An 18,377-nucleotide genomic window follows, 5' to 3' on the forward strand; every position below is an offset into this window, starting at 1 on the left:
CGCATTTAAAATTTATGAAACGCTGAAAATTTACGACTGCTGCGCAGCCGGTCGCGGGCAGAGCGCGCTCCTACGGGGCGATCTTCAGATCGGGGTGCCTGGTGATACGGGCCGGGTGGCGCTGCATGAGGACCTTGCCTGCGCGGATCGACATCAATACCTGCCCCTGGCTGCGGATCATTTCGTAATCATCAGGTGCCGAGAGGATCAGCAGGTTGGCCGGCCGCCCCACTTCCAGCCCGTAGCGTTCGCCCAGATGCAGCGTGCGGGCGCTGTTGTCGGTGATCAGGTCCAGGCAGCGCTGCAGGTCTTCGTAGCCAAGCATGTGGCAGATATGCAGGCCCGCCTCCAGGATGCGCAGGATATTGCCGTTGCCCAGCGGGTACCACGGATCGACGATCGAGTCCTGGCCGAAACAGATATTCAGGCCGGCCCGGTCGATCTCGGCCACCCGGGTCAGGCCACGGCGCTTGGGATAACCGTCGTAGCGCCCTTGCAGGTGAATGCTCTCGGTCGGGCAGGAAATGAAGTTGATCCGCGACTGCTTGAGCAGACGGAACAGCTTGTAGCAGTAGGCGTTGTCGTAGGAACCCATCGCCACGGTATGGCTGGCGGTCACCCGTTCGCCCATGTCGCGTACCCTCGCCTGTTCGGCCAGCACCTCCAGAAAGCGCGAGTGCGGATCGTCGGTTTCGTCGCAATGCACATCCACCAGGCAGCCGGTGCGCTCTGCCAGGTCCATGAGGAATTTCACCGACGATTCGCCCTGCTCGCGGGTGTTTTCAAAATGCGGGATACCGCCCACCACATCGGCGCCCATCGCCACCGCTTCGGTCATCAGCGCGCGGCCGTTCTTGAACGATTCGATGCCTTCCTGGGGAAAGGCCACGATCTGCAGGTCGATCAGGTGCCGGGTTTCTTCACGCACCTCCAGCATTGACTTGAGCGCCGCCAGGCTGGGGTCGGTGACATCGACATGGGTACGCACATGCTGGATACCGTGGTCGACCAGCATCTCGATGGTCTTGCGCGCCCGCACCTTGGTGTCTTGGTGGGTCACCAGCGCCTTGCGCTCGGCCCAGCGCTCGATACCTTCGAACAGCGTACCGCTCATGTTCCAGCTCGGTTCGCCAGCGGTCAGCGTGGCGTCCAGATGAATGTGCGGCTCGACAAAGGGCGCCGTCACCAGGTTTTGCCCGGCATCCAGATCGGTGGCGCCGCTGGCCGGCACAGCCGCCGCCTGGGCGACGATGGCGGCAATCTTCGCGTCCTTGATTTCGAGGCGGAACAGGCCGGTCTTGCCGCGCAGGCGGGCGTTGATGATGTTCATGTCGACTCCTTGCTTTGGACTTTGGTCAGGCGCCACACCAGCAGCGCGACCGAGGCATTCATACGAAAAAGAGGGTCTTCCAGCGACTGGCCGCTTTGCTGCTCGATGCGCTGGAGCCGCTGGTTAATGGTGTTGCGGTGGATCGCCAGGCGGTTGGCGGCCTTGTGGCCGTTGCCGTTTTCCTGCAGCCAGGCGTCCAGGGTTTCAATCAGTGCAAACGGCTGCTTGCGCGAGGGCTCGATCAGGGCGCCGAGGGTCTGCTGCACAAAGTGGTCGATCACCGAGCGATCGCCGATGCCCTGCAACAGGCGCAGCACGCCCAGTTCACTGAAATCGCAGAAGCCGCTGGCCGGGTGCAGGGTTTCCGCCACATCGAGCGCCTGGCGGGCCTCGTTCAAAGCCTGGCGATAACGCCCGCAGTCCTCAACGCGTGTGGCCAGCCCCATGAACAGGGTCAGGTCACCGATCAGCGCCGTGACATTCTGGTACAGGCCCATCAGGTCGGCCCGCCAGGTAGCGGATTCCGGCAACAGCAGGATGAACAGGTCGCCCTGCTGGATCACCGGCAGCGGTTCATGCAGGCTGCGATTCCAGGTTTCAAGATGGTCCTGCAAGGCTTGTCGGGTTTGCTGCAAACGCTGCTCGGCCAGTACCGGGTTGTGCTGCTCGAACAGCACGCTCACCGAAGACAGGCGCAGCGCCACCAGACGGCGCGGGCCGTCCACCGGCAACTGCGCATGCGCGGCGCGCTGTCGGGCAATCGCCAGGCTCGGGTAATCGCCACTCAGCAACTGACTGAGGATGTCCTGCTGCGAACGCCGGGCCTGGGCCATATGCACAAGGGCCGTGCCGATGGTGTGACTGACAAAGACCATTTTCAGCAGGTAAGGCTGCTCGATCAGCGGCAAGCCGTGCTGCTCGGCCCGGTCAATGACGGCTTGCGGGATACGCTGGATAAATGAGCCGCCGACCAGGATCACCAGGCCCGCAATGCCCATGGCCACGCCGTCTTCCACCAGGCTCAGCAGGTTGGCTTCATCACGGGTGTGGTTGATGCCGGTGACGAATACCAGCTCACCGCCCATGACCCATTCGGCAATGCCTTCGTTCTCGGCCACATACGGCCAGCGCACAGTACGGTGCAGGCAGCGTGCACTGGCCCGTACCGTCAGCGGCTCGAGCCCCGGCAGCCTGAGCACTTCTTCGACGGTCAGGCTCATTGCGGCCCCGACACCGAGCCCACGGCCGCACGCCGGCCACTGAACTGCAGCAGGCCGATATAGCAGACGGCGGCCACCGCGATGCCCACCAGTGGCGCCACCCACGGCGAGCTGTACGCCACCAGCGCCCCGGCCGCGTAGGCGGTCAGGCCCCTGTAGTTGTAGCGCGGCAGTGTGGTGGTGGCCAGCAGCGGGTACTGGCCGCGATGGCGATACCAGAAGTCCGCCATGATCACGCCACCCACCGGCGGAATAATCGAGCCCAGCAACACCAGGAACGGAATCAGCATCTCGTACATGCCACCGATGGCCAGCACCACACCCACGGCGGCGGCCACCAGGGTCATGGTCCGGCGGCGCTCACTGCGCAGCAGGTGGCAGGCGGCGGCCGACACGTTGTAGATGGTCGGCCCCTGGATGGTCCACAGGTTCAGGCACAGCATGATCACGGCGGCAAACGACAGCCCTTGCAGGATCATCACTTCGACGATATCGGCCTGCTGGTAGACGATGGCACACCAGGCCCCCGCCACCACCATCAGGCCATTGCCGACCAGGAAGCTGATGACGCTGGCAATGATCGCCGCCCGCCCGGTCTTCGACAGCCGGGTCCAGTTGGTGGCCTGGGTGGCGCCGCTGGCGAAGGTGCCGAACACCATGGTCACTGCGGCGGAAAAGGTCATGGTCTCGTGTGGAATGACCGCCGCCAGCCCGGCGAAGCCGCCGACATGACGGGTGGCGATCACCATCGACACCACCAGCAGAATGAACATCAGCGGCACCGAGACCCGCGACAGCCGGTCCAGCCCCTTGAAGCCCACGATCGCCGTGAGGCTGAAACCGAAGCCGAACACGATCATCAGCGGGACGGTCAGGCCCTCGGCCAGCCCCAGGATTTTCACCAGCACAATGGCCACGGTCGCCGTGCCCCAGGCGTACCAGCCCAGTTCGGCAAAGCCGAGCAGGAAATCCGAAAGCCGGCTGCCGGCCTCACCAAAACAAAAGCGCCCCATCAGCACGGTGTTCAGCCCACTGCGCGAGGCAATGAACGCCAAGGCGGCGGCATACAGGGCCAGCAGGCTGTTGCCGATGGCGGCGATCCACAGCATGTCGACAAACGAGAACGCCATGCCCAGCTTGCCACCGGCAAACATGGTGCCGGTGAAGAAGGTAAAACTGAACAGCACCATGGAAATGGACAACAGGCCCTTGCGTGCAGACGCCGGGGCTTCGGTTAACGGGAAATCACCGGATGAACTCATTTTCTTCTCCTGCTGGCGTGCGGGTGTGAGTAAGAAGCGCACAGGAACAGGAGCAATTACCAGGCCGCTTTCGCAGAGGTCTGGATTCGGGAAAAAACGAGGCGCGGGGACTATGCGGCTATGTGCATCGTGCACATCAATTTGCCGTAAAAATGATTTTTGCTGTGCTGAACGCCCTTTATTCAAGCGTTTACGCACCCTATTGGGTCAATGAACGGCGCTTGCGCCTTTTGCGCTGAAACCAGCCAAGTGCAGGAGCGGCTTCAGCCGCGATAGGCTGCGTTAGCAGTCGTAAATAGGTGGCGTTTCACAGATTTCTACGAGCGCTGCGCACTCGATGCAGCTGAAGCTGCGCCTGCAAGAAACGGTACACCCTCTAGATTAGCGCTTATAAGGCTAATGAAGGCGAGCATTAAGTATTTTAAGATTAAATCTAGTTAACTTTATAAAGGCAGAATCCAGCGTAATACATGCTAGCATTCACCTTATCTGGTCTAAGGCTCACTCAGACAAATACTATGAACGACTATTTTCCCGTTGCCTGTGCCGACACGCTCAGCAAAATCGGGCTTCTGGTCAAGGCAAGGCGCCTTGCTCAGGGCTTGCGCCAGGCCGATCTGACGCAGGCCATCGGCGTCTCGCCCCACACCCTGCGTAAGATCGAGAGCGGTTCGGAGCGAGTCGACCTGCGCTCGTTCATGCTGGTGCTGTGGCGCCTGGGCCTGACCGAAGTGGCGTTCAATACCCTGGACGGCATCGAGCACAGCTCCGAGATCGCACGCTTCACCCAAGATGAAGATGCCCACGCCAGCCTGGCATCCAAGCGCGTCAGACTGAGCAAACCCAAGCCGGGGGATTTCTGATGTCGCGCGCTTATGTGTACATGCAGGACCCTCACAGCGGCGAGGTCATGACCCTGGGCCGGCTGACCCTGAGCGGTCGTCAGGGCGAATTCGTCTACGCGCCCGATCACGTCGCCCGCGGCGGCTGGGTGCCCGACCCGATTCACTACCCCCTGCGCGCCGAGCCTTACACCGGCATCGTCAAGAACCGCGGCATACCAGGCTTCATCAATGACGCCATGCCCGATGGCTGGGGCGAGCGTCTGCTGCACCGCGCCTACGGCCAGGCGCTGGCGCCCATCGATTACCTGCTCAAGTCCCCCAACCATGACCGCATCGGCAACCTCATGGTCGGTACGTCCACCGTGCCCCCGCAAGGCCTGGGCGACAGCACGGTGCCCACACTCAAGGGCCTGGCGAAGTTCGTCGCAGCCTGTGAAGCGGTGTACGACGGTCAACTGGACGAGCAATCGATCAGGCTGCTGAACATTCGCCAGCAACGCTCGTCCCTGGGCGGGGCGCGGCCCAAGCGCACGCTGCAGGACCAGGGCATGCTGATCCTGGCCAAGCCGCGCGACCGCTACGATGAGTATGATTTTCCCGCCATCGAATTTGCCTGCATGAACTTTGCCGCCAGCAAGGGCTTGAACGTGGCCAGCACCGCCCTGCATGCCGAGCACCCGGCCACGTTGCTGATCAAGCGCTTTGATCGCACGCCTCTGGCCGATGGCGCCCGCCGCATCCCGATGCTCAGTGCGCTGACGCTGCTGGATGCCGACTGGCATGCAGTCCATCACCCCGACTGGCGTTACGCGGCGGTGGCCGACGAGATGCGCCGGCGCGGGGTGCCGGACCACGACCTGCAAGAGCTGTTCAGGCGCATGTGCTACAACGCGCTGGTAGGCAACAGCGACGACCACCCGCGTAACCACGCCATCCTGCTGCTTGACGGACAATGGCGCCTGTCGCCGCTCTACGATGTTCTGCCGATTCTTGAGGAAGGCCCTGCCAAGACCCTGGCCATGGCCGTGGGCCGTAGTGGCAGCCAGATCAGTCGCGCCAACCTGCTCAGCCATCATGCGCACTTTGCGTTGTCGCGTGACGAGGCCGAGAAGGTATTGGAAGAGGTCGCCGGCTGGGAAGATGAACTGAAGGACTATTACGGCCAATGGCTCAAGGGCCAGGACTTGCAGGCGGCATGCGAAGCGGTGGGCGCCGCCCGCATGCTGGTCTAAGGCCGTGAATCAAGCAGCGTCCGGAACACACGGCAGTGCGCGCTTGTGCGCCGTACGCCGGTAGGCCTCCTCGATCAATGCCCGTGTCGCCGGCACCACCTCCTCGCCCATCAGGTAGGCGTCGATCTCGGCGTAGCTGCAGCCGTAGGCCACTTCATCGAGCTTGCCCGGTTGCAGTTCTTCCAGGTCCGCCGTCGGTGCCTTGTGCACCAGGTGCGCCGGCGCCCCCAGCGCATCGGCCAACAGGCGCACCTGGCTCTTGGTCAAGCCCGACAGCGGTGTCAGGTCGCAGGCGCCGTCACCGAACTTGGTGAAAAAGCCCATCAGCGCTTCGGCGGCATGGTCGGTGCCCACCACCAGGCCATTCGTGAAGTTGGCAATGGCGTACTGCGCGACCATTCGTGCCCGGGCCTTGACGTTGCCTTTGGCGAAGTCGACCTGCTCGGGTGTCGGCTGCAGGCCCTCGATACTGATGGCAGCCATCAACCCATCGACGCCTTCGGCAATGTTGCTGGTGGTGATCAGATCCGGGCGAATGAAGTCCAGCGACGCCTGGGCATCGCGCTCATCGGCCTGGGTGCGGTACGGCAGGCGCACGGCGATAAAGCGTGCATCGTGGCCTTGTTCGCGCAGTTGTTCCACGGCCAGCTGGCACAGGCGCCCGGCGGTCAGCGAGTCGACGCCACCACTGATGCCCAGCACCAGGGTCTTGCAGCCGGAATCCTGTAACACCTGCTGGATAAAGGCAGTACGGCGGGCAACTTCATGTGCTTCGCTGCCGGCGGGCCACTGTTGGTTGATACCCAGTTCGCGGGCTATATCAGCTTGCAGTGCGGTGCTCATGGTGGGTTCTCCCTTCATTGGTTGTTCAAGTCGACACTGAAGACTTGAGCGGCGTATTGCAGGAACGAGGCGTCTTCGCAGACGTTCTTGATCGGGTCGTCGGAAAACTTCACCACCGGCTCACCGTGTACCCGCACCAGCTTCATGACGATGCTCAGTGGCTCCACACCGTCGACATCGCACGCCAGGCTGGTGCCCATGCCAAAGCCGAAGCGGGCCTTGCCGCGCACGTGCCGCAGGATTGGCAGGCATTTCTCGAAGTTCAGGCCATCGGAAAACATCAGGTCCTTGGTCTTGGGGTCGATGCCCAGTTCGCTGTAGCGCTGTAACACCTTGTCGGCCCAGACGATCGGGTCACCGGAGTCCTGGCGCAGGCCGTCATAAAGCTTGGCGAAATACAGGTCGAAGTCCTTGAGGAAAAAGTCGGTGCTGATGCAGTCGGTCAGGGCGATGCCCAGCCGGCCACGGTATTCATGCACCCAGTTTTCCAGCGCCGTGCTCTGGCTCTCACGCAGGCGGCCCAGTTGCTGGTGCACCATCAGCCACTGGTGAGCCATGGTGCCGATCAGCGGCAGGTCGAACTCGTAGGCAATGTGCGCATTGCTGGTGCCCACGAACACCCCGGGAAAGTCCTTGCGCATGATGTCGACCACTTCGCGCTGGGTGCGGAACGACAGGCGACGACGGGTCGAGAAGTCCGAGACTCGCAGCTCGGCCAGTTCTTCGGCGCTGGCGTTCTTCTCCAGCCACTCGAACTTCTGGTAGAGCCGGCGAGTGACGTCGGCCAGTTCCACGTCCGGGTATTTGTCGCGGTTGCGCAACTCGCTGACCATGGCCAGGACCGGCTGCTCGAACATGATGCAATGCAGCATCGGCCCGCGAACGCGGATATTCAGTTGGCCATCGACCTCGGCGACATGGATGTAGCGCAGGTTGAAGCGAAACAGCCCCAGGAACTGCTCGAAATCAGGCGTGAGGTATTCACGCGAGTGCTTGTTGAACAGAAAACGCTGCTCGCCTTCACGCATCTGCAGGTCGGACAGCTTTTCCAGCTCGTCGCGAATCTCCGGAATCAGGTGCCCGAGCGACTCCTTGGAGCGAACGATGAACAGGTACTCCACATCGACGTTGGGGTGCTGGTGCAACACCGCCTGCATCATGGTGAAGGTGTAGTAATCGGTGTCCAGCAAGCTCTGGATCACGCCGTTGCTGCGGTCGAATGCACTGTCCATGAGTATTGCTCCTTATTGGCCGGCCAATTGGCGGGTCTGGTCCCGGGTGGCCGCAGTGGCGATCCCGGCGTTACGCATGTCTTCGATGGCCTGGGCCGCGCCCGGCTCGCTGATGGCGCGGCAGGCCGGCAGGTGGACAATCACCTTGAAGCCTGCACCTGCCAGTTGCAGGGCGGTGGTCTTGACGCAGTAGTCCAGGGCCAGGCCGCCGACGATCACCTGTTGCACGCCCCGGCTGTTGAGAAACTCGATCACACCGGTCGAAAGCTTGCCGTGCAGGTCGTGGTAGAGGGCGCCGTACGGGTGAAGTTCGGGCTCGACGCCCTTCCAGACGAAATAGTCGTAGTCACAGGGGGCTGGCAGTTCATCCAGCAGGGTGAAGCCTTCAGTGCCCGGTACGCAGTGGCTGACCCAGGTCAGGTCGGCATGCTCCAGTCCGGTGGGCTGCAGCATCTGTGTGTGCTGTGCCACGACCCAGGGGGCTTGCGGGCTGTGAGCGTCCTTGCTGCCGATACGCAGGCCGGCCAGGGTGGCCATGAAGTTCAGCTCGGTGCCGATCTGATCACCACCGGCGACCGGCAGTTCATCCGGGCACAGCGGCGTAAAGCTTTTTTGTGCATCGACATCGAAAGAAGCCGTGATCATCAGTGATTGGTTCATGTCGTGTACCTCCGTCTCGTGAAGCAAAGGTACATGTCGTGTACTTACAAAGCAACCCCTCCAGACTGGATAATTTTCCGGGCCGCCTATACGACCGGCAGGTACAAGGCTCGCAGGAGCGACCATCGGCCGCGAATGCTGATTATAAAGGGTTAGAAAATTCCTGATGAGGCTGGCTTTTCGCGACCGTTGGTCGCTCCTACAGATGGCGGCCTGAAACAGACAGGTTAAAAAAGACTTCCATCCAAGCCCGCCCGGCCATAAAGTACACGTCATGAACTTTATGAGGTGTGCACATGCATGAGATAGCGCTTTATGGCGGCGCCTTCAACCCGCCCCACGCCGGCCACGCCCGGGTCATGATCGAAGCGTCGCGCCAGGCACGCAAAGTGATGGTCATGCCCAGCTTTCGTCACCCGGACGGCAAGTGCATGGCCGATTACGCGGTGCGCCTGCAATGGCTGCGCAGCATCGTCGCCCATGTGCAAAAAGACTGTGCCGCCGACATCTGTGTGAGCGACACGGAGCAGCACCTGGCCGCGCAGCAAGCCGGCCCGATCTACAGCTATACCCTGCTCGACCATATGGCGCGCTGCCTGGGCATCGCGGATCACGCGCTGGCGCTGGTGGTCGGCCCGGATGTACTCCAGCAACTGCCGCGTTTCTATCGCGGCCGGGAATTGCTGGAACGCTTTGCGGTGATCTGCATCGACGAACAGATCGGCGTGCGCAGCAGCACCCTGCGTGAGCGCCTGATCAATGGCGAACCGGTGCCACCGCACTGGATGGCACCGGGTATGAATCCGCTAAACTACGGCCTCTACGCCGCACACGGACACTGATATGCAAGACCGCATCACCCCAAGAAGTGCCTATCTGCACACCATCGACTTATGCGTGCTGCGCTACTGCCGCGACACCCAGGCCCTGCAGATCCTGCTGAACCAGCGCGACAACGAGCCCTTCGCCAACCACTGGGCGCTGCCCGGCATCGTGGTCAATGGCGATGTCGAGGACCGCACCCTCGATGACGCCCTGGAGCGCCTGCGCCGCTCACCCAAGGTGGACATGCCCCTGGCCTGGACCGAGCAGGTCGGCACCGTGGGCGACGCGTTTCGTGATCCGCGCTGCTGGTCGTCCTCGACGTTCTACCTGGCCATTTTCAGCGAGCACATCGAACTGGCGCCGCACCAGGGCTTCTTTGCCCTCAAGGAGGTTGCTTCAGGGGCGTTCAAGCTGCCCTTCGACCACAATCAACTGGTCGCCCGCGCCCATGAACGGCTGTTCTCCAAGTCGATGTACAGCAGCCTGCCGCTGATGTTCCTGGGCCCGGAATTCAGCGCCCCGGAAGCGGTGAACATCTTTTCCCTGGTGCTGCAGCGCCCGGTGCTCAAGACCAGCATCCGCCAGCGCTTGATGAAAATGACCGAGGCCGGTTACCTGCAAGAGTCCGGCCGCAAGAAAAACGGCGAAGGCGGCCGCCCGCAAGCGACGCTCGACAACCTCAAGCCCGGCAGCCTGTACCTGTTCGATCGCAGTTTTCTGGATTGAGTCTTCTGGATCAGAGGCGGCTATCAGGTGTGCTTTTAGACCGCCGGCAACGTTCCGAGCAATAGCGCACCTCGTCCCAGCATTTTTCCCAGCGCTTGCGCCAACTGAACGGCAAACCGCAGGTCACACAGGTCTTGTGCGGCAGATCGGCTTTCTTTACGCGTTTCATAGCGCCTCCCCGGCATCGAGCCTGGCCAGCAAGGTCTCGCCGCGTTGCCACAGCGCCTGGCGGCGGCTTTCAGGCAGGCCTTGCAGGTTGCGATAGACCATCGCCAGCCGCGGGTTGTCGGCCAGTTGCTGGCGGTGGCGCATCAAGAAATGCCAGTACAGCGAATTGAACGGACAGGCATCGTCTTCCACGGCCTGCTCCACCCGGTACTGGCAGGCGCCGCAATAATCGGACATGCGCTGGATGTAACGGCCACTGGCGCAATAGGGTTTCGAGCCCAGGTAGCCGCCATCGGCGTGCATCACCATGCCCAGGGTGTTGGGCAGCTCGACCCAGTCGAAGGCGTCCATGTAGACCGCCAGGTACCAATCGCAGATCGCCTGCGGTGCAATGCCGGCCAGCAGCGCAAAGTTGCCGGTGACCATCAGCCGCTGAATGTGGTGGGCGTAGCCCAGTTCCAGGGTCTGGTCTATCGCCTGGGCCATGCAGCGCATGCCGGTGGTGCCGGTCCAGTAGAACCCGGGCAGCGGCCGCCGGTTGCCGAAGGCGTTGAGGTCGGCATACTCGGGCATCCGCCACCAGTACACGCCGCGCACGTATTCGCGCCAGCCAATCAGTTGCCGGATAAACCCTTCGGCGGCATTGAGCCTGATGCGGCCCAGTCGATACGCGCTCTCGACATCGGCGCAGAGCTGGCGCAGGTCCAGCAGGCCGATGTTCAGCGCCGCACTGATGCGCGCATGGAACAGGAACGGCTCGCCTTCGGCCATGGCGTCCTGGTAATCGCCAAAGGCGGCCAGGGAAAACTCGAGAAAGTGCTGCCAGAGCGATTGCGCCTGTGCGTGGGTCACCGGGTAGTCGAAACGGTCAACACGGCCATAGTGGTCAGCGAAGCGCTCACGCACCAGGGCCAACACCTCCAAGGTAATGGCATCGTGCGCAAAACGGGCCGGGAACGGTCCGCGCAGGCCGCGTGGCAGCGACTTGCGATTATCGCTGTCGAAATTCCAGGCGCCGCCCGAGGGGCTGCCGTCAGGCTCGAGCAACAGGCCGCTGCGCTTGCGCATCCATTGGTAGAACGGCTCCATGCGCAGGTTCGCGCGGCCACTGGCCCACCCGGCAAAGGCCTGGCGCGAGCACAGAAAGCGCTTGTCGGCATGCCACACCAAAGGTAACCCGCTGTCATTGAGCGCCTGCTCCAGGCGCCATTCCCCGCATTCGGTGACATGCACCTGCGTGGCACCCAGCGCCTGCTGCCAGCGCTGCAATTCGCCGGCGATGCTGGCGCTGTTATCAGGCGCGTCCAGGGTCACGTAGTGCACCTGCCAGCCGCGCTGGCGCAGGGCCTGGGCAAAATGGCGCATGGCACTGAAGATCAGCACGATCTTCTGTGGGTGATGGGGCACGTAGCGTGCCTCAGCGTCGACTTCGGCCATCAACAGCACATCGCGCTGCGGATCCAGTGCCTGCAATACCGCCAGGTTGAACGACAGTTGATCGCCCAGCACCAGGCCTAGACGCGGGCCCCGGGTTTCTACCATTGACGCTCCAGGTTCACGGGCAGGCGCAAGGGTTCGATCGGCCCGTCGCGCCGCCCGCACATCTCGTCGTGGACCACATGCTGCACCAGCACACAGGGCAGTGCCGGCAGGTCGTGTTCCTGCAACAAGTCGCGCAGATGGGTGGTCGAGCGCAAGCGCACGGTTTCGCCGTGTTTGTCGACCAGGTACTGCAGACCGTGCGGTGACTGCACGCGCAGCAGATAGAAACCGCCCTCCAGCGAGAACAGTTCCAGTTGATCGATTTGCCCGGCCCTGGCCTGCGCCACAAAGCGTTGCAGGTTCATTTGCGTGTCCTGGCCCATGCTGTACCGCCCTCTTGAGAATTCACGTTTGTCTTCAGGTGCGCTGAATGGCGCAGAAAATATTGTACAAATAATGGACTTTGTATAGTTTTTTCGGCATTACCTGCCAGACCGGTACAACTTTCCGTCCTGCTTTGTATCGAAAGACAGACGCGCCCTGGCGGCCCACTCTTTCAACAGCGCTCTCAAGAGGTTTTTCATGAAAATGCGTACCACTGTGCTGCTCTCATGCCTGATGCTGACGCTGGTCGGATGCGCAGGTTCCGGCAGCGACGACAAGAATGCACCGGCCACCATGCAAGTGGACCTGGAGCGCTACCAGGGCACCTGGTATGAGCTGGCGCGCTTGCCGATGTTCTTCCAGCGCAATTGCGTACAGTCCGAAGCCAGGTACACGCTGCGTGAAGATGGCCGCATCGACGTGATCAACCGTTGCCGGGAAAAGGATGGGCAGACCAATCAGGTGCAAGGCATCGCCGAGCCGCAAGTGCCGGGCAAGACCGACAAGCTCTGGGTGCAGTTCGACAACTGGTTCAGCCGCCTGCTGCCAGGCCTGACCAAGGGCGAGTACTGGGTGCTCTACCATGACCAGGATTACCGCGTGGCGCTGGTCGGCCACCCGAACCGCGAATACCTCTGGCTGCTGTCGCGCTCGGCCGTGGTCACCGATGAAGTGCGCGAGCAACTGCTCGACACCGCACGCAAGCAGGGCTACGACACCCGCAAGCTGGTCTGGCGCGAAGCCGAATGATCGCAGCCCGACGCTCAGGCCACCGTCATGTCGGGACCTGAGCGTTGGCGTCCTTGATAAAGTCCACCAGCGCCCGCAGCGGTGACGGCAGATAGCGCCTGCCGGGGTAATACAGATAGGGCCCCGGAAAGGCTTGCCACCACGGCTTGAGTACCGGCACCAGCGCACCGCTGGCCAGGTGCGGCGCCAGCCAGTCTTCGAACAGGTTGATGATCCCCAGCCCTGCCAGGGCCGCCTCGATGGCCAGATCGATCCCGCCACCCAGCCGCACGATCAACGGTCCGGTGGGGTCGATGCACAGGGTTTCGCCGTCATGCTCGTATTCCCACAGCGGCATCACCCCGCTGGGAAACCGACCGCGCAGGCAGGCATGAGCCAGCAAGTCACTGGGGTGCCGGGGATGTCCGCGCGCACTGAGGTAAGCCGGCGAGGCGGCGGTGGCCATGCGTTGAATGCGCGGACCGACCGGGATGGCAATCATGTCCTGTTCCAGCCGCTCGCCATAGCGAATGCCGGCATCGCAGCCTTGCTTGAGCAAATCGACAAAGCTTTCTTCGACGATTACTTCGACACGAATGTCAGGGTAAGCCTTGAGAAACGGCGTCAGGATGCCTGGCAGCACCAGTGTGGCGGCGCTGGCCGGCACATTCAGCTTGAGCGTGCCGGAGGGCCGGTCGCGGTAGTCATTGACCACATCCAGCGACGCCTCGACCTCCGCCAGTGCCGGCACGATACGCTCCAGCAACCGTGCCCCGGCCTGCGTCACCGCCACACTGCGGGTGGTGCGATTGAGCAGACGTACGCCCAGTTCAGTCTCCAGCCGCCGCACCGCTTCGCTCAGGCTTGAGGACGATTTGCCGCTCAGGCGTGCGCCTTCACGAAAGCCGCCGGCCTTCACAACCGTCATCAGTGCCACAAGGTCTTGAATATTGTTCAGCATTGTCCGCTCACCCGTACAGCCTGTGCCGATTGCACCTGATTATCGGGACAGCGGTCAATGCCTATAGTGGCTGCTCAACCAGCACAAGGGCATTGAAATGAGCGACGCACAGGCAGCAGGAACCTTTCTGATCGGGGGCCGTTCGGTCAACCGCATGGGCTACGGCGCCATGCAACTGGCAGGCCCTGGCGTCTTTGGCCCACCCAGAGACCACAAGGCCGCCATCGCCGTACTGCAAGCGGCCGTGGCGGCCGGCGTCAACCATATCGACACGGCCGACTTCTATGGCCCGCACGTCACCAACCAGTTGATTCGCGAAGCGCTGCACCCCTACTCGCCTGACGTGTTGATCGTCACCAAGGTCGGCGCCGTACGCGATAACAAAGGCGCCTGGCTGCCGGCGCAAAGCCCGACAGAACTGACCCGCGCGGTGCATGACAATCTCAGAAACCTGGGCATGGATACGCTGGAGGTGGTCAACCTGCGCGCCTGGGGCAACCATCAGGCGCCGGCAGAAGGCTCGATCGAGGCGTCCTTTACGGCCCTGGCCGAATTGCAACACCAAGGCCTGATCCGCCATCTGGGCGTGAGCAACGTCACCCCGACCCAGGTCCGCCAGGCCCAGGGCATCGCCGACATAGTCTGCGTGCAGAACCACTACAACCTGACCCACCGTCAGGACGAAGTATTGATTGCGACGCTGGGCGAGCAAGGCATTGCCTATGTGCCGTTTTTCCCGCTGGGTGGGTTCACGCCGCTGCAATCACAGACGCTTTCACAGGTGGCCCGGCGTATCGATGCATCCCCTTTGCGTGTCGCCCTGGCCTGGTTGTTGAAACGTGCGCCGAATATCCTGCTGATTCCCGGCACGTCCTCGGTGGTGCACTTGCAGGAGAATCTTTCAGCGGCTGAATTGACCCTGGATCAAGAGGCGTTGCAGGCACTGGACACCTTGGTATGACATGCAGGTGTGACGAGCCTTCACAGACGCTATGAAAAGACGGGGGCTTTTGCTCCGGACGTTGCTCACTTACGCTGTGGCGCACGCAGGCCTTACCTCAAGAACGATCGGTCAAAAACAAGGCCCACACAAGCGCGCCTCGGGCGCGTTTGTCGTTTCACTGCCATCAAGGGGCTTGAATGGACAATTACTCGCAAATGCTGGCGTTCATGTGGGCCAACGAGCATGGCAACTTCTCGGCCGCCGCTCGTGCCAACGGCCTGACGCCCTCGGCCATCAGCAAGCTCATTACCCGGCTGGAAGACCGCCTGCAGGTCCGGCTTTTTCAGCGCGGCACCCGTGCCTTGATGCTGACCGAAGAAGGCATGGCGTACCTGGTCAGCGCCCGTGAAGTCATCAATGCCATGGCAGAAGCCGATTCGCTGGCCGAAGCGTTCCCGAACCGGGTCAGTGGCACATTGCGCATCCATACCATGGCGACCTTTGCCAGGCATCAGATCCTGCCGTGGCTGCCGGAATTTCTGGCCACCTACCCGGCATTAAGCGTGGATATCCAGGCCGGGCCGCAATATGTCGATCATTTCGAGCAGGGGCTTGATATCGCCATTCACAGCGGAGTCCTGCCGGATTCCTCGCGCATTGCCAGAAAAATCGGCGAAAGTGCCTGGCTTATCTGCGCTTCGGCCGACTACCTGGCGCGTTGCGGTGAACCTGCCCATCCGCAGGATCTGGTCCACCACGCCTGCTTCAACTTCAGTTTCAAGAGTGCCTGGAACAACTGGGAATTTCTGATCGACCAGCAAAAGACCCTGATCCCGGTCAGCGCCAAGGCCTCGTTCGCCCAAGGCGATCTGTTGCGGCAGATGGCCTTGTCCGGTGCCGGTATCGTCAAGCTTGCACAGTTTCATATTGGTGCCGACATCGCCAGCGGGCGGCTGATTCCGCTGCTGCAGGACTATGCGCTGGACGAAAAAGAGCCCATCTACATGGTTTATTCAAATCGCAAACATTTGAGCCCGCGCATCAGGGTGTTTCGTGATTTTCTTGAGCGCAAGCTGGCCGAGCATCCCTGGGCGACGGGCCCGGCCAAGTGAACAGGCCGTCTTTTCAGACAGGCGCCGCCGCCAGAATCAGGTCGGCGGCGCGCTCGGCCACCACCATTACCGCGCCCTGGATATTGCCCGACACCATGGACGGAATGACCGACGCATCGACGATGCGCAACCCCTCAAGCCCCCGCACGCGCAAGCTTGAGTCCACCACCGCCTCTGGGTCTTCACCCATGCGGCAGGTGCCCAGGGGGTGGTAGATGGTCTGGCCGTTCTCCCGCGCAAAGGCCAGCCAGTCCTGATCACTGACGGTCTCAGGCCCGGGGCTGGTTTCTGCCTCGACAAACGGCTGCAAGGCAGGTTGCTGCATGATGCGCCGCGCAATCTTCATGCCTTCTACCAGGCTTTTGCAGTCTTCTTCACAGGTCAGAAAGTTGGGCCTGATGGCCGGCATCATGTCCGGGTCGCTGGACTGGATATGAATACTGCCCTGGGATTTGGGTCTCAACTGACTGACGCCGATGGTAAAGCCAGGATGGGTGTCCAGAATGCGTTCGGCGGCATTGGCGTAGCTGGCATGAACGACAAAATACTGCACGTCCGGGGTCACCCTCTCAGGCTCGGTCTTGACGAAACCGTGCACCAGCCCGGTGCCCAGCGTCAGAATGCCGGTGCGCTTGGTGAAGTACTCAGCCACCGCCAGCCCCAGCCGCCAGCCACGGGCCATCTCGTTAAGGGTCACGGTGTTTTTCAGGCGCCAGTTCATCCGGGTGGCGAAATGGTCGATGTAGTTTTCGCCGACCCCATCAAGCCTGTGCCTGAGCGTGATACCACAGGCGCCCAGCACGTCGGGCCGGCCGATGCCCGACAGTTCCAGCAGTTGGGGTGACTGGATGGCACCGGCGCACAGAATGACGTCCACACGGGCTGCCACGGTCTTTTCCTGCCCCTGATGCCGATAGGTCAGGCCGGTGCAACGGGAGCCCTCAAGGTTCAGGCGCAGCACATGGGCGTGGGTGCGGATATGCAGGTTGGTCCGTGACCGGGCCGGCTTGAGGTAGCCATCGACCACACTCCAGCGGCGGCCCTTGTGCTGGGCGACCTGGTAGTAGCCAAAGCCGGCCTGGTCATCACCGTTGTAATCGGGGTTGTGCTGCTGGCCGTCTTGCAGGGCAGCTTGCAGAAAGGCATCGGCGATCGGGTAGCGCTCGTCGACCTGGTGAATGTGCATGGGCCCTTCCCGGCCACGGCTGTCATCACCCTGCGTGTAGGTCTCGAACTTCTTGAAATAGGGCTTGAGCGTTGCAAAGTTCCAGTGCCGGGCACCGGCCGCCTCCCAGGCGTCATAGTCGCCCGGCTGGCCACGCACATAGATCATGCCGTTGATCAACGTCGAGCCGCCCAGCCCCTTGCCGCGCGGGACACTGATTTCGCGGCCACAGGTGCCAGCTTCGGCCTGGGTCTTGAAGCGCCAGTTATAGCGTTTGTCGACCAGCAGCTTGCTGAAGCCGGCCGGGATCGGAATCCAGAAACCACTGGGCTCCCCCCCCGCCTCCAGCACCAGCACCGAATACTTGCCCGAGGCCGTCAGCCGGTTGGCCAGGATGCAACCGGCGGTCCCCCCACCGACGATGACGTAATCAAATGTGTTCATGAGGCAACTCGCTCCCGGTGCAGGTCATGGCGGCGGCCATCAGTTCGATCTGGCAGAGCAGCATCGGCAAGCCGTCATGAATACGGCAACCCTTGGTCATGGCCGCAGCCAGCAACGGGGTGATGGCCGGCTGCATGATGATTTCTGCCACGATCTGCTCAGGCACCAGGCCACTGACGTCAAAGGGCAGGCTGTCGCCTGGGGCCAGGCCCAGCGAAGTGCTGTTGATGAGCAGGTCATGACCGGCAGGGTTATCAGTGCCCACGGTAAAGGCTACGTCGGGGAATACGCCGGCCAGTCGTTCGATCAGTGCCTGGGCCTTGGCGGCCGAGCGGTTGTAGATCGTCAGGCTGGAAATGCCGGCCTCGGCCAAGGCAAAGGCAATGGCTTTGCCGGCGCCTCCGGCACCGGCCAGATAGACCGAGCGCCGGGCCGGCTCGATGCCTTTTTGCCGCAGGCCCGAGACAAAGCCTGCGCCATCCAGAATGTCGCCGTGCAGGAGGCCGTCGGGCCCGCGACGCACGGCATTGACGGCACCGACCAGTCTGGCCGCCTCCGACACCGAATCGCACAGTTCCAGCATCGCGGTCTTGTGTGGCACCGTAACGATAAAGCCGTCCAGGCTCTGAATGCTGCGCAGCCCCTCGACGACGCCGGCCAGGTCTTGGGTCTTGACGTGAAAGGGCACCATGACCCGGTCATCGTCGCGTGCGGCGAACAACCGGTTTATTGCAGTGGGCGTCTGCACATGATGGATCGGGTCGGCGATGATGGCATAGACCCGTGTGTTGCCAGTGATCTGCTGCATGTCGTT

General features: G+C 62.2%; 19 protein-coding genes. 7 read left to right on the plus strand and 12 right to left on the minus strand.

Annotated elements, in window-relative coordinates:
* Positions 1–70: 70 nt before the first annotated feature.
* From codA to codB, 3 genes are read right to left on the minus strand one after another with little or no spacing between them, the layout of a single operon-like run.
* A complete protein-coding gene (gene codA, locus ASF84_RS14225; RefSeq protein ID WP_056839410.1) occupies positions 71–1,330 on the minus strand; it encodes a cytosine deaminase in 1,260 nt (419 codons plus the stop codon).
* Positions 1,327–2,550: a PucR family transcriptional regulator gene (locus tag ASF84_RS14230; protein ID WP_056839412.1), complete on the minus strand. Its 1,224-nt coding sequence runs from the start codon at positions 2,548–2,550 to the stop codon at positions 1,327–1,329. The genes codA and ASF84_RS14230 overlap by 4 nt, the downstream gene beginning before the upstream one ends.
* The gene (gene codB / locus ASF84_RS14235) at positions 2,547–3,812 is read right to left on the minus strand and encodes a cytosine permease (RefSeq protein ID WP_056839414.1); all 1,266 of its coding nucleotides are present in this window, start codon (positions 3,810–3,812) and stop codon (positions 2,547–2,549) included. Before codB ends, ASF84_RS14230 begins: the two co-directional genes overlap by 4 nt.
* Before the next feature lie 518 nt (positions 3,813–4,330).
* Here codB and ASF84_RS14240 point away from each other — a divergent pair.
* Positions 4,331–4,675 carry a helix-turn-helix domain-containing protein gene (locus ASF84_RS14240; RefSeq protein ID WP_056839416.1) on the plus strand — a complete coding sequence of 115 codons (345 nt, stop codon included), beginning with the start codon at positions 4,331–4,333 and terminating at the stop codon, positions 4,673–4,675.
* Entirely contained in the window at positions 4,675–5,889 is a 1,215-nt protein-coding gene (locus ASF84_RS14245) for a type II toxin-antitoxin system HipA family toxin (RefSeq protein ID WP_056839418.1), read from the plus strand. The genes ASF84_RS14240 and ASF84_RS14245 overlap by 1 nt, the downstream gene beginning before the upstream one ends.
* Positions 5,890–5,898: 9 nt before the next feature.
* Here ASF84_RS14245 and nadE read toward each other — a convergent pair whose 3' ends face one another.
* From nadE to ASF84_RS14260, 3 genes are read right to left on the minus strand one after another with little or no spacing between them, the layout of a single operon-like run.
* Positions 5,899–6,732, minus strand: a complete 834-nt coding sequence (gene nadE / locus ASF84_RS14250) for an ammonia-dependent NAD(+) synthetase (RefSeq protein ID WP_056839420.1) — start codon at positions 6,730–6,732, stop codon at positions 5,899–5,901.
* Between the two features lie 14 nt (positions 6,733–6,746).
* Positions 6,747–7,964 carry a nicotinate phosphoribosyltransferase gene (pncB, locus tag ASF84_RS14255; protein WP_056839422.1) on the minus strand — a complete coding sequence of 406 codons (1,218 nt, stop codon included), beginning with the start codon at positions 7,962–7,964 and terminating at the stop codon, positions 6,747–6,749.
* Between the two features lie 12 nt (positions 7,965–7,976).
* Positions 7,977–8,624 (minus strand): isochorismatase family protein, encoded by a 648-nt coding sequence (locus ASF84_RS14260; RefSeq protein WP_056839423.1) that lies wholly within the window; start codon positions 8,622–8,624, stop codon positions 7,977–7,979.
* 296 nt (positions 8,625–8,920) lie between these two features.
* Here ASF84_RS14260 and ASF84_RS14265 point away from each other — a divergent pair, with 296 nt between their 5' ends.
* Positions 8,921–9,466 carry an adenylyltransferase/cytidyltransferase family protein gene (locus ASF84_RS14265; protein WP_056839425.1) on the plus strand — a complete coding sequence of 182 codons (546 nt, stop codon included), beginning with the start codon at positions 8,921–8,923 and terminating at the stop codon, positions 9,464–9,466.
* A gap of 1 nt (position 9,467) precedes the next feature.
* Complete coding sequence (locus ASF84_RS14270; RefSeq protein ID WP_056839428.1) at positions 9,468–10,175, plus strand: NUDIX hydrolase; 708 nt, start codon at positions 9,468–9,470, stop codon at positions 10,173–10,175.
* A 10-nt stretch (positions 10,176–10,185) separates the two neighbouring features.
* On the opposite strand, the gene ASF84_RS28520 is transcribed toward ASF84_RS14270, so the two are convergent.
* From ASF84_RS28520 to ASF84_RS14280, 3 genes are read right to left on the minus strand one after another with little or no spacing between them, the layout of a single operon-like run.
* On the minus strand, positions 10,186–10,344 hold the full coding sequence (locus tag ASF84_RS28520) for a DUF2256 domain-containing protein (RefSeq protein ID WP_082481590.1): 159 nt from the start codon (positions 10,342–10,344) through the stop codon (positions 10,186–10,188).
* The gene (locus ASF84_RS14275; protein ID WP_056839429.1) at positions 10,341–11,885 is read right to left on the minus strand and encodes a cryptochrome/photolyase family protein; all 1,545 of its coding nucleotides are present in this window, start codon (positions 11,883–11,885) and stop codon (positions 10,341–10,343) included. Before ASF84_RS14275 ends, ASF84_RS28520 begins: the two co-directional genes overlap by 4 nt.
* Positions 11,879–12,190, minus strand: coding sequence for a DUF6482 family protein (locus ASF84_RS14280; protein ID WP_056840149.1), 312 nt, complete (start codon positions 12,188–12,190; stop codon positions 11,879–11,881). The genes ASF84_RS14275 and ASF84_RS14280 overlap by 7 nt, the downstream gene beginning before the upstream one ends.
* 217 nt (positions 12,191–12,407) lie before the next feature.
* Between ASF84_RS14280 and ASF84_RS14285 the strand changes: the two genes are divergently transcribed.
* Entirely contained in the window at positions 12,408–12,959 is a 552-nt protein-coding gene (locus ASF84_RS14285) for a lipocalin family protein (RefSeq protein WP_082481592.1), read from the plus strand.
* A 25-nt stretch (positions 12,960–12,984) separates the two neighbouring features.
* Here ASF84_RS14285 and ASF84_RS14290 read toward each other — a convergent pair whose 3' ends face one another.
* Positions 12,985–13,899: a LysR family transcriptional regulator gene (locus tag ASF84_RS14290; RefSeq protein WP_056839431.1), complete on the minus strand. Its 915-nt coding sequence runs from the start codon at positions 13,897–13,899 to the stop codon at positions 12,985–12,987.
* Between the two features lie 97 nt (positions 13,900–13,996).
* Between ASF84_RS14290 and ASF84_RS14295 the strand changes: the two genes are divergently transcribed.
* Together ASF84_RS14295 and ASF84_RS14300 are read left to right on the plus strand one after the other, a co-directional pair.
* Positions 13,997–14,860 carry an aldo/keto reductase family oxidoreductase gene (locus ASF84_RS14295; protein ID WP_056839433.1) on the plus strand — a complete coding sequence of 288 codons (864 nt, stop codon included), beginning with the start codon at positions 13,997–13,999 and terminating at the stop codon, positions 14,858–14,860.
* Positions 14,861–15,039: 179 nt separating this feature from the next.
* Positions 15,040–15,954, plus strand: coding sequence for a LysR family transcriptional regulator (locus ASF84_RS14300; protein WP_056839435.1), 915 nt, complete (start codon positions 15,040–15,042; stop codon positions 15,952–15,954).
* Positions 15,955–15,967: 13 nt separating this feature from the next.
* Here ASF84_RS14300 and ASF84_RS14305 read toward each other — a convergent pair whose 3' ends face one another.
* Together ASF84_RS14305 and ASF84_RS14310 are read right to left on the minus strand one after the other, a co-directional pair.
* Positions 15,968–17,563, minus strand: a complete 1,596-nt coding sequence (locus tag ASF84_RS14305; protein ID WP_056839437.1) for a GMC family oxidoreductase — start codon at positions 17,561–17,563, stop codon at positions 15,968–15,970.
* Positions 17,550–18,371 carry a shikimate dehydrogenase family protein gene (locus ASF84_RS14310; RefSeq protein WP_056839438.1) on the minus strand — a complete coding sequence of 274 codons (822 nt, stop codon included), beginning with the start codon at positions 18,369–18,371 and terminating at the stop codon, positions 17,550–17,552. The genes ASF84_RS14305 and ASF84_RS14310 overlap by 14 nt, the downstream gene beginning before the upstream one ends.
* Positions 18,372–18,377 lie beyond the last annotated feature (6 nt).

The sequence above is a fragment of the Pseudomonas sp. Leaf127 genome, from assembly GCF_001423155.1.
Classification (GTDB): Bacteria; Pseudomonadota; Gammaproteobacteria; order Pseudomonadales; family Pseudomonadaceae; genus Aquipseudomonas; species Aquipseudomonas ovata.

Coding starts and splice junctions, on each gene's coding strand:
- ASF84_RS14295 (WP_056839433.1), top strand. CDS start 13,997: ATGAGCGACGCACAGGCAGCAGGAACCTTTCTGATCGGGGGCCGTTCG.
- pncB (WP_056839422.1), bottom strand. CDS start 7,964: ATGGACAGTGCATTCGACCGCAGCAACGGCGTGATCCAGAGCTTGCTG.
- ASF84_RS14285 (WP_082481592.1), top strand. CDS start 12,408: ATGAAAATGCGTACCACTGTGCTGCTCTCATGCCTGATGCTGACGCTG.
- ASF84_RS28520 (WP_082481590.1), bottom strand. CDS start 10,344: ATGAAACGCGTAAAGAAAGCCGATCTGCCGCACAAGACCTGTGTGACC.
- nadE (WP_056839420.1), bottom strand. CDS start 6,732: ATGAGCACCGCACTGCAAGCTGATATAGCCCGCGAACTGGGTATCAAC.
- ASF84_RS14305 (WP_056839437.1), bottom strand. CDS start 17,563: ATGAACACATTTGATTACGTCATCGTCGGTGGGGGGACCGCCGGTTGC.
- ASF84_RS14270 (WP_056839428.1), top strand. CDS start 9,468: ATGCAAGACCGCATCACCCCAAGAAGTGCCTATCTGCACACCATCGAC.
- codA (WP_056839410.1), bottom strand. CDS start 1,330: ATGAACATCATCAACGCCCGCCTGCGCGGCAAGACCGGCCTGTTCCGC.
- ASF84_RS14280 (WP_056840149.1), bottom strand. CDS start 12,190: ATGAACCTGCAACGCTTTGTGGCGCAGGCCAGGGCCGGGCAAATCGAT.
- ASF84_RS14300 (WP_056839435.1), top strand. CDS start 15,040: ATGGACAATTACTCGCAAATGCTGGCGTTCATGTGGGCCAACGAGCAT.
- ASF84_RS14245 (WP_056839418.1), top strand. CDS start 4,675: ATGTCGCGCGCTTATGTGTACATGCAGGACCCTCACAGCGGCGAGGTC.
- codB (WP_056839414.1), bottom strand. CDS start 3,812: ATGAGTTCATCCGGTGATTTCCCGTTAACCGAAGCCCCGGCGTCTGCA.
- ASF84_RS14260 (WP_056839423.1), bottom strand. CDS start 8,624: ATGAACCAATCACTGATGATCACGGCTTCTTTCGATGTCGATGCACAA.
- ASF84_RS14240 (WP_056839416.1), top strand. CDS start 4,331: ATGAACGACTATTTTCCCGTTGCCTGTGCCGACACGCTCAGCAAAATC.
- ASF84_RS14290 (WP_056839431.1), bottom strand. CDS start 13,899: ATGCTGAACAATATTCAAGACCTTGTGGCACTGATGACGGTTGTGAAG.
- ASF84_RS14230 (WP_056839412.1), bottom strand. CDS start 2,550: ATGAGCCTGACCGTCGAAGAAGTGCTCAGGCTGCCGGGGCTCGAGCCG.
- ASF84_RS14275 (WP_056839429.1), bottom strand. CDS start 11,885: ATGGTAGAAACCCGGGGCCCGCGTCTAGGCCTGGTGCTGGGCGATCAA.
- ASF84_RS14310 (WP_056839438.1), bottom strand. CDS start 18,371: ATGCAGCAGATCACTGGCAACACACGGGTCTATGCCATCATCGCCGAC.
- ASF84_RS14265 (WP_056839425.1), top strand. CDS start 8,921: ATGCATGAGATAGCGCTTTATGGCGGCGCCTTCAACCCGCCCCACGCC.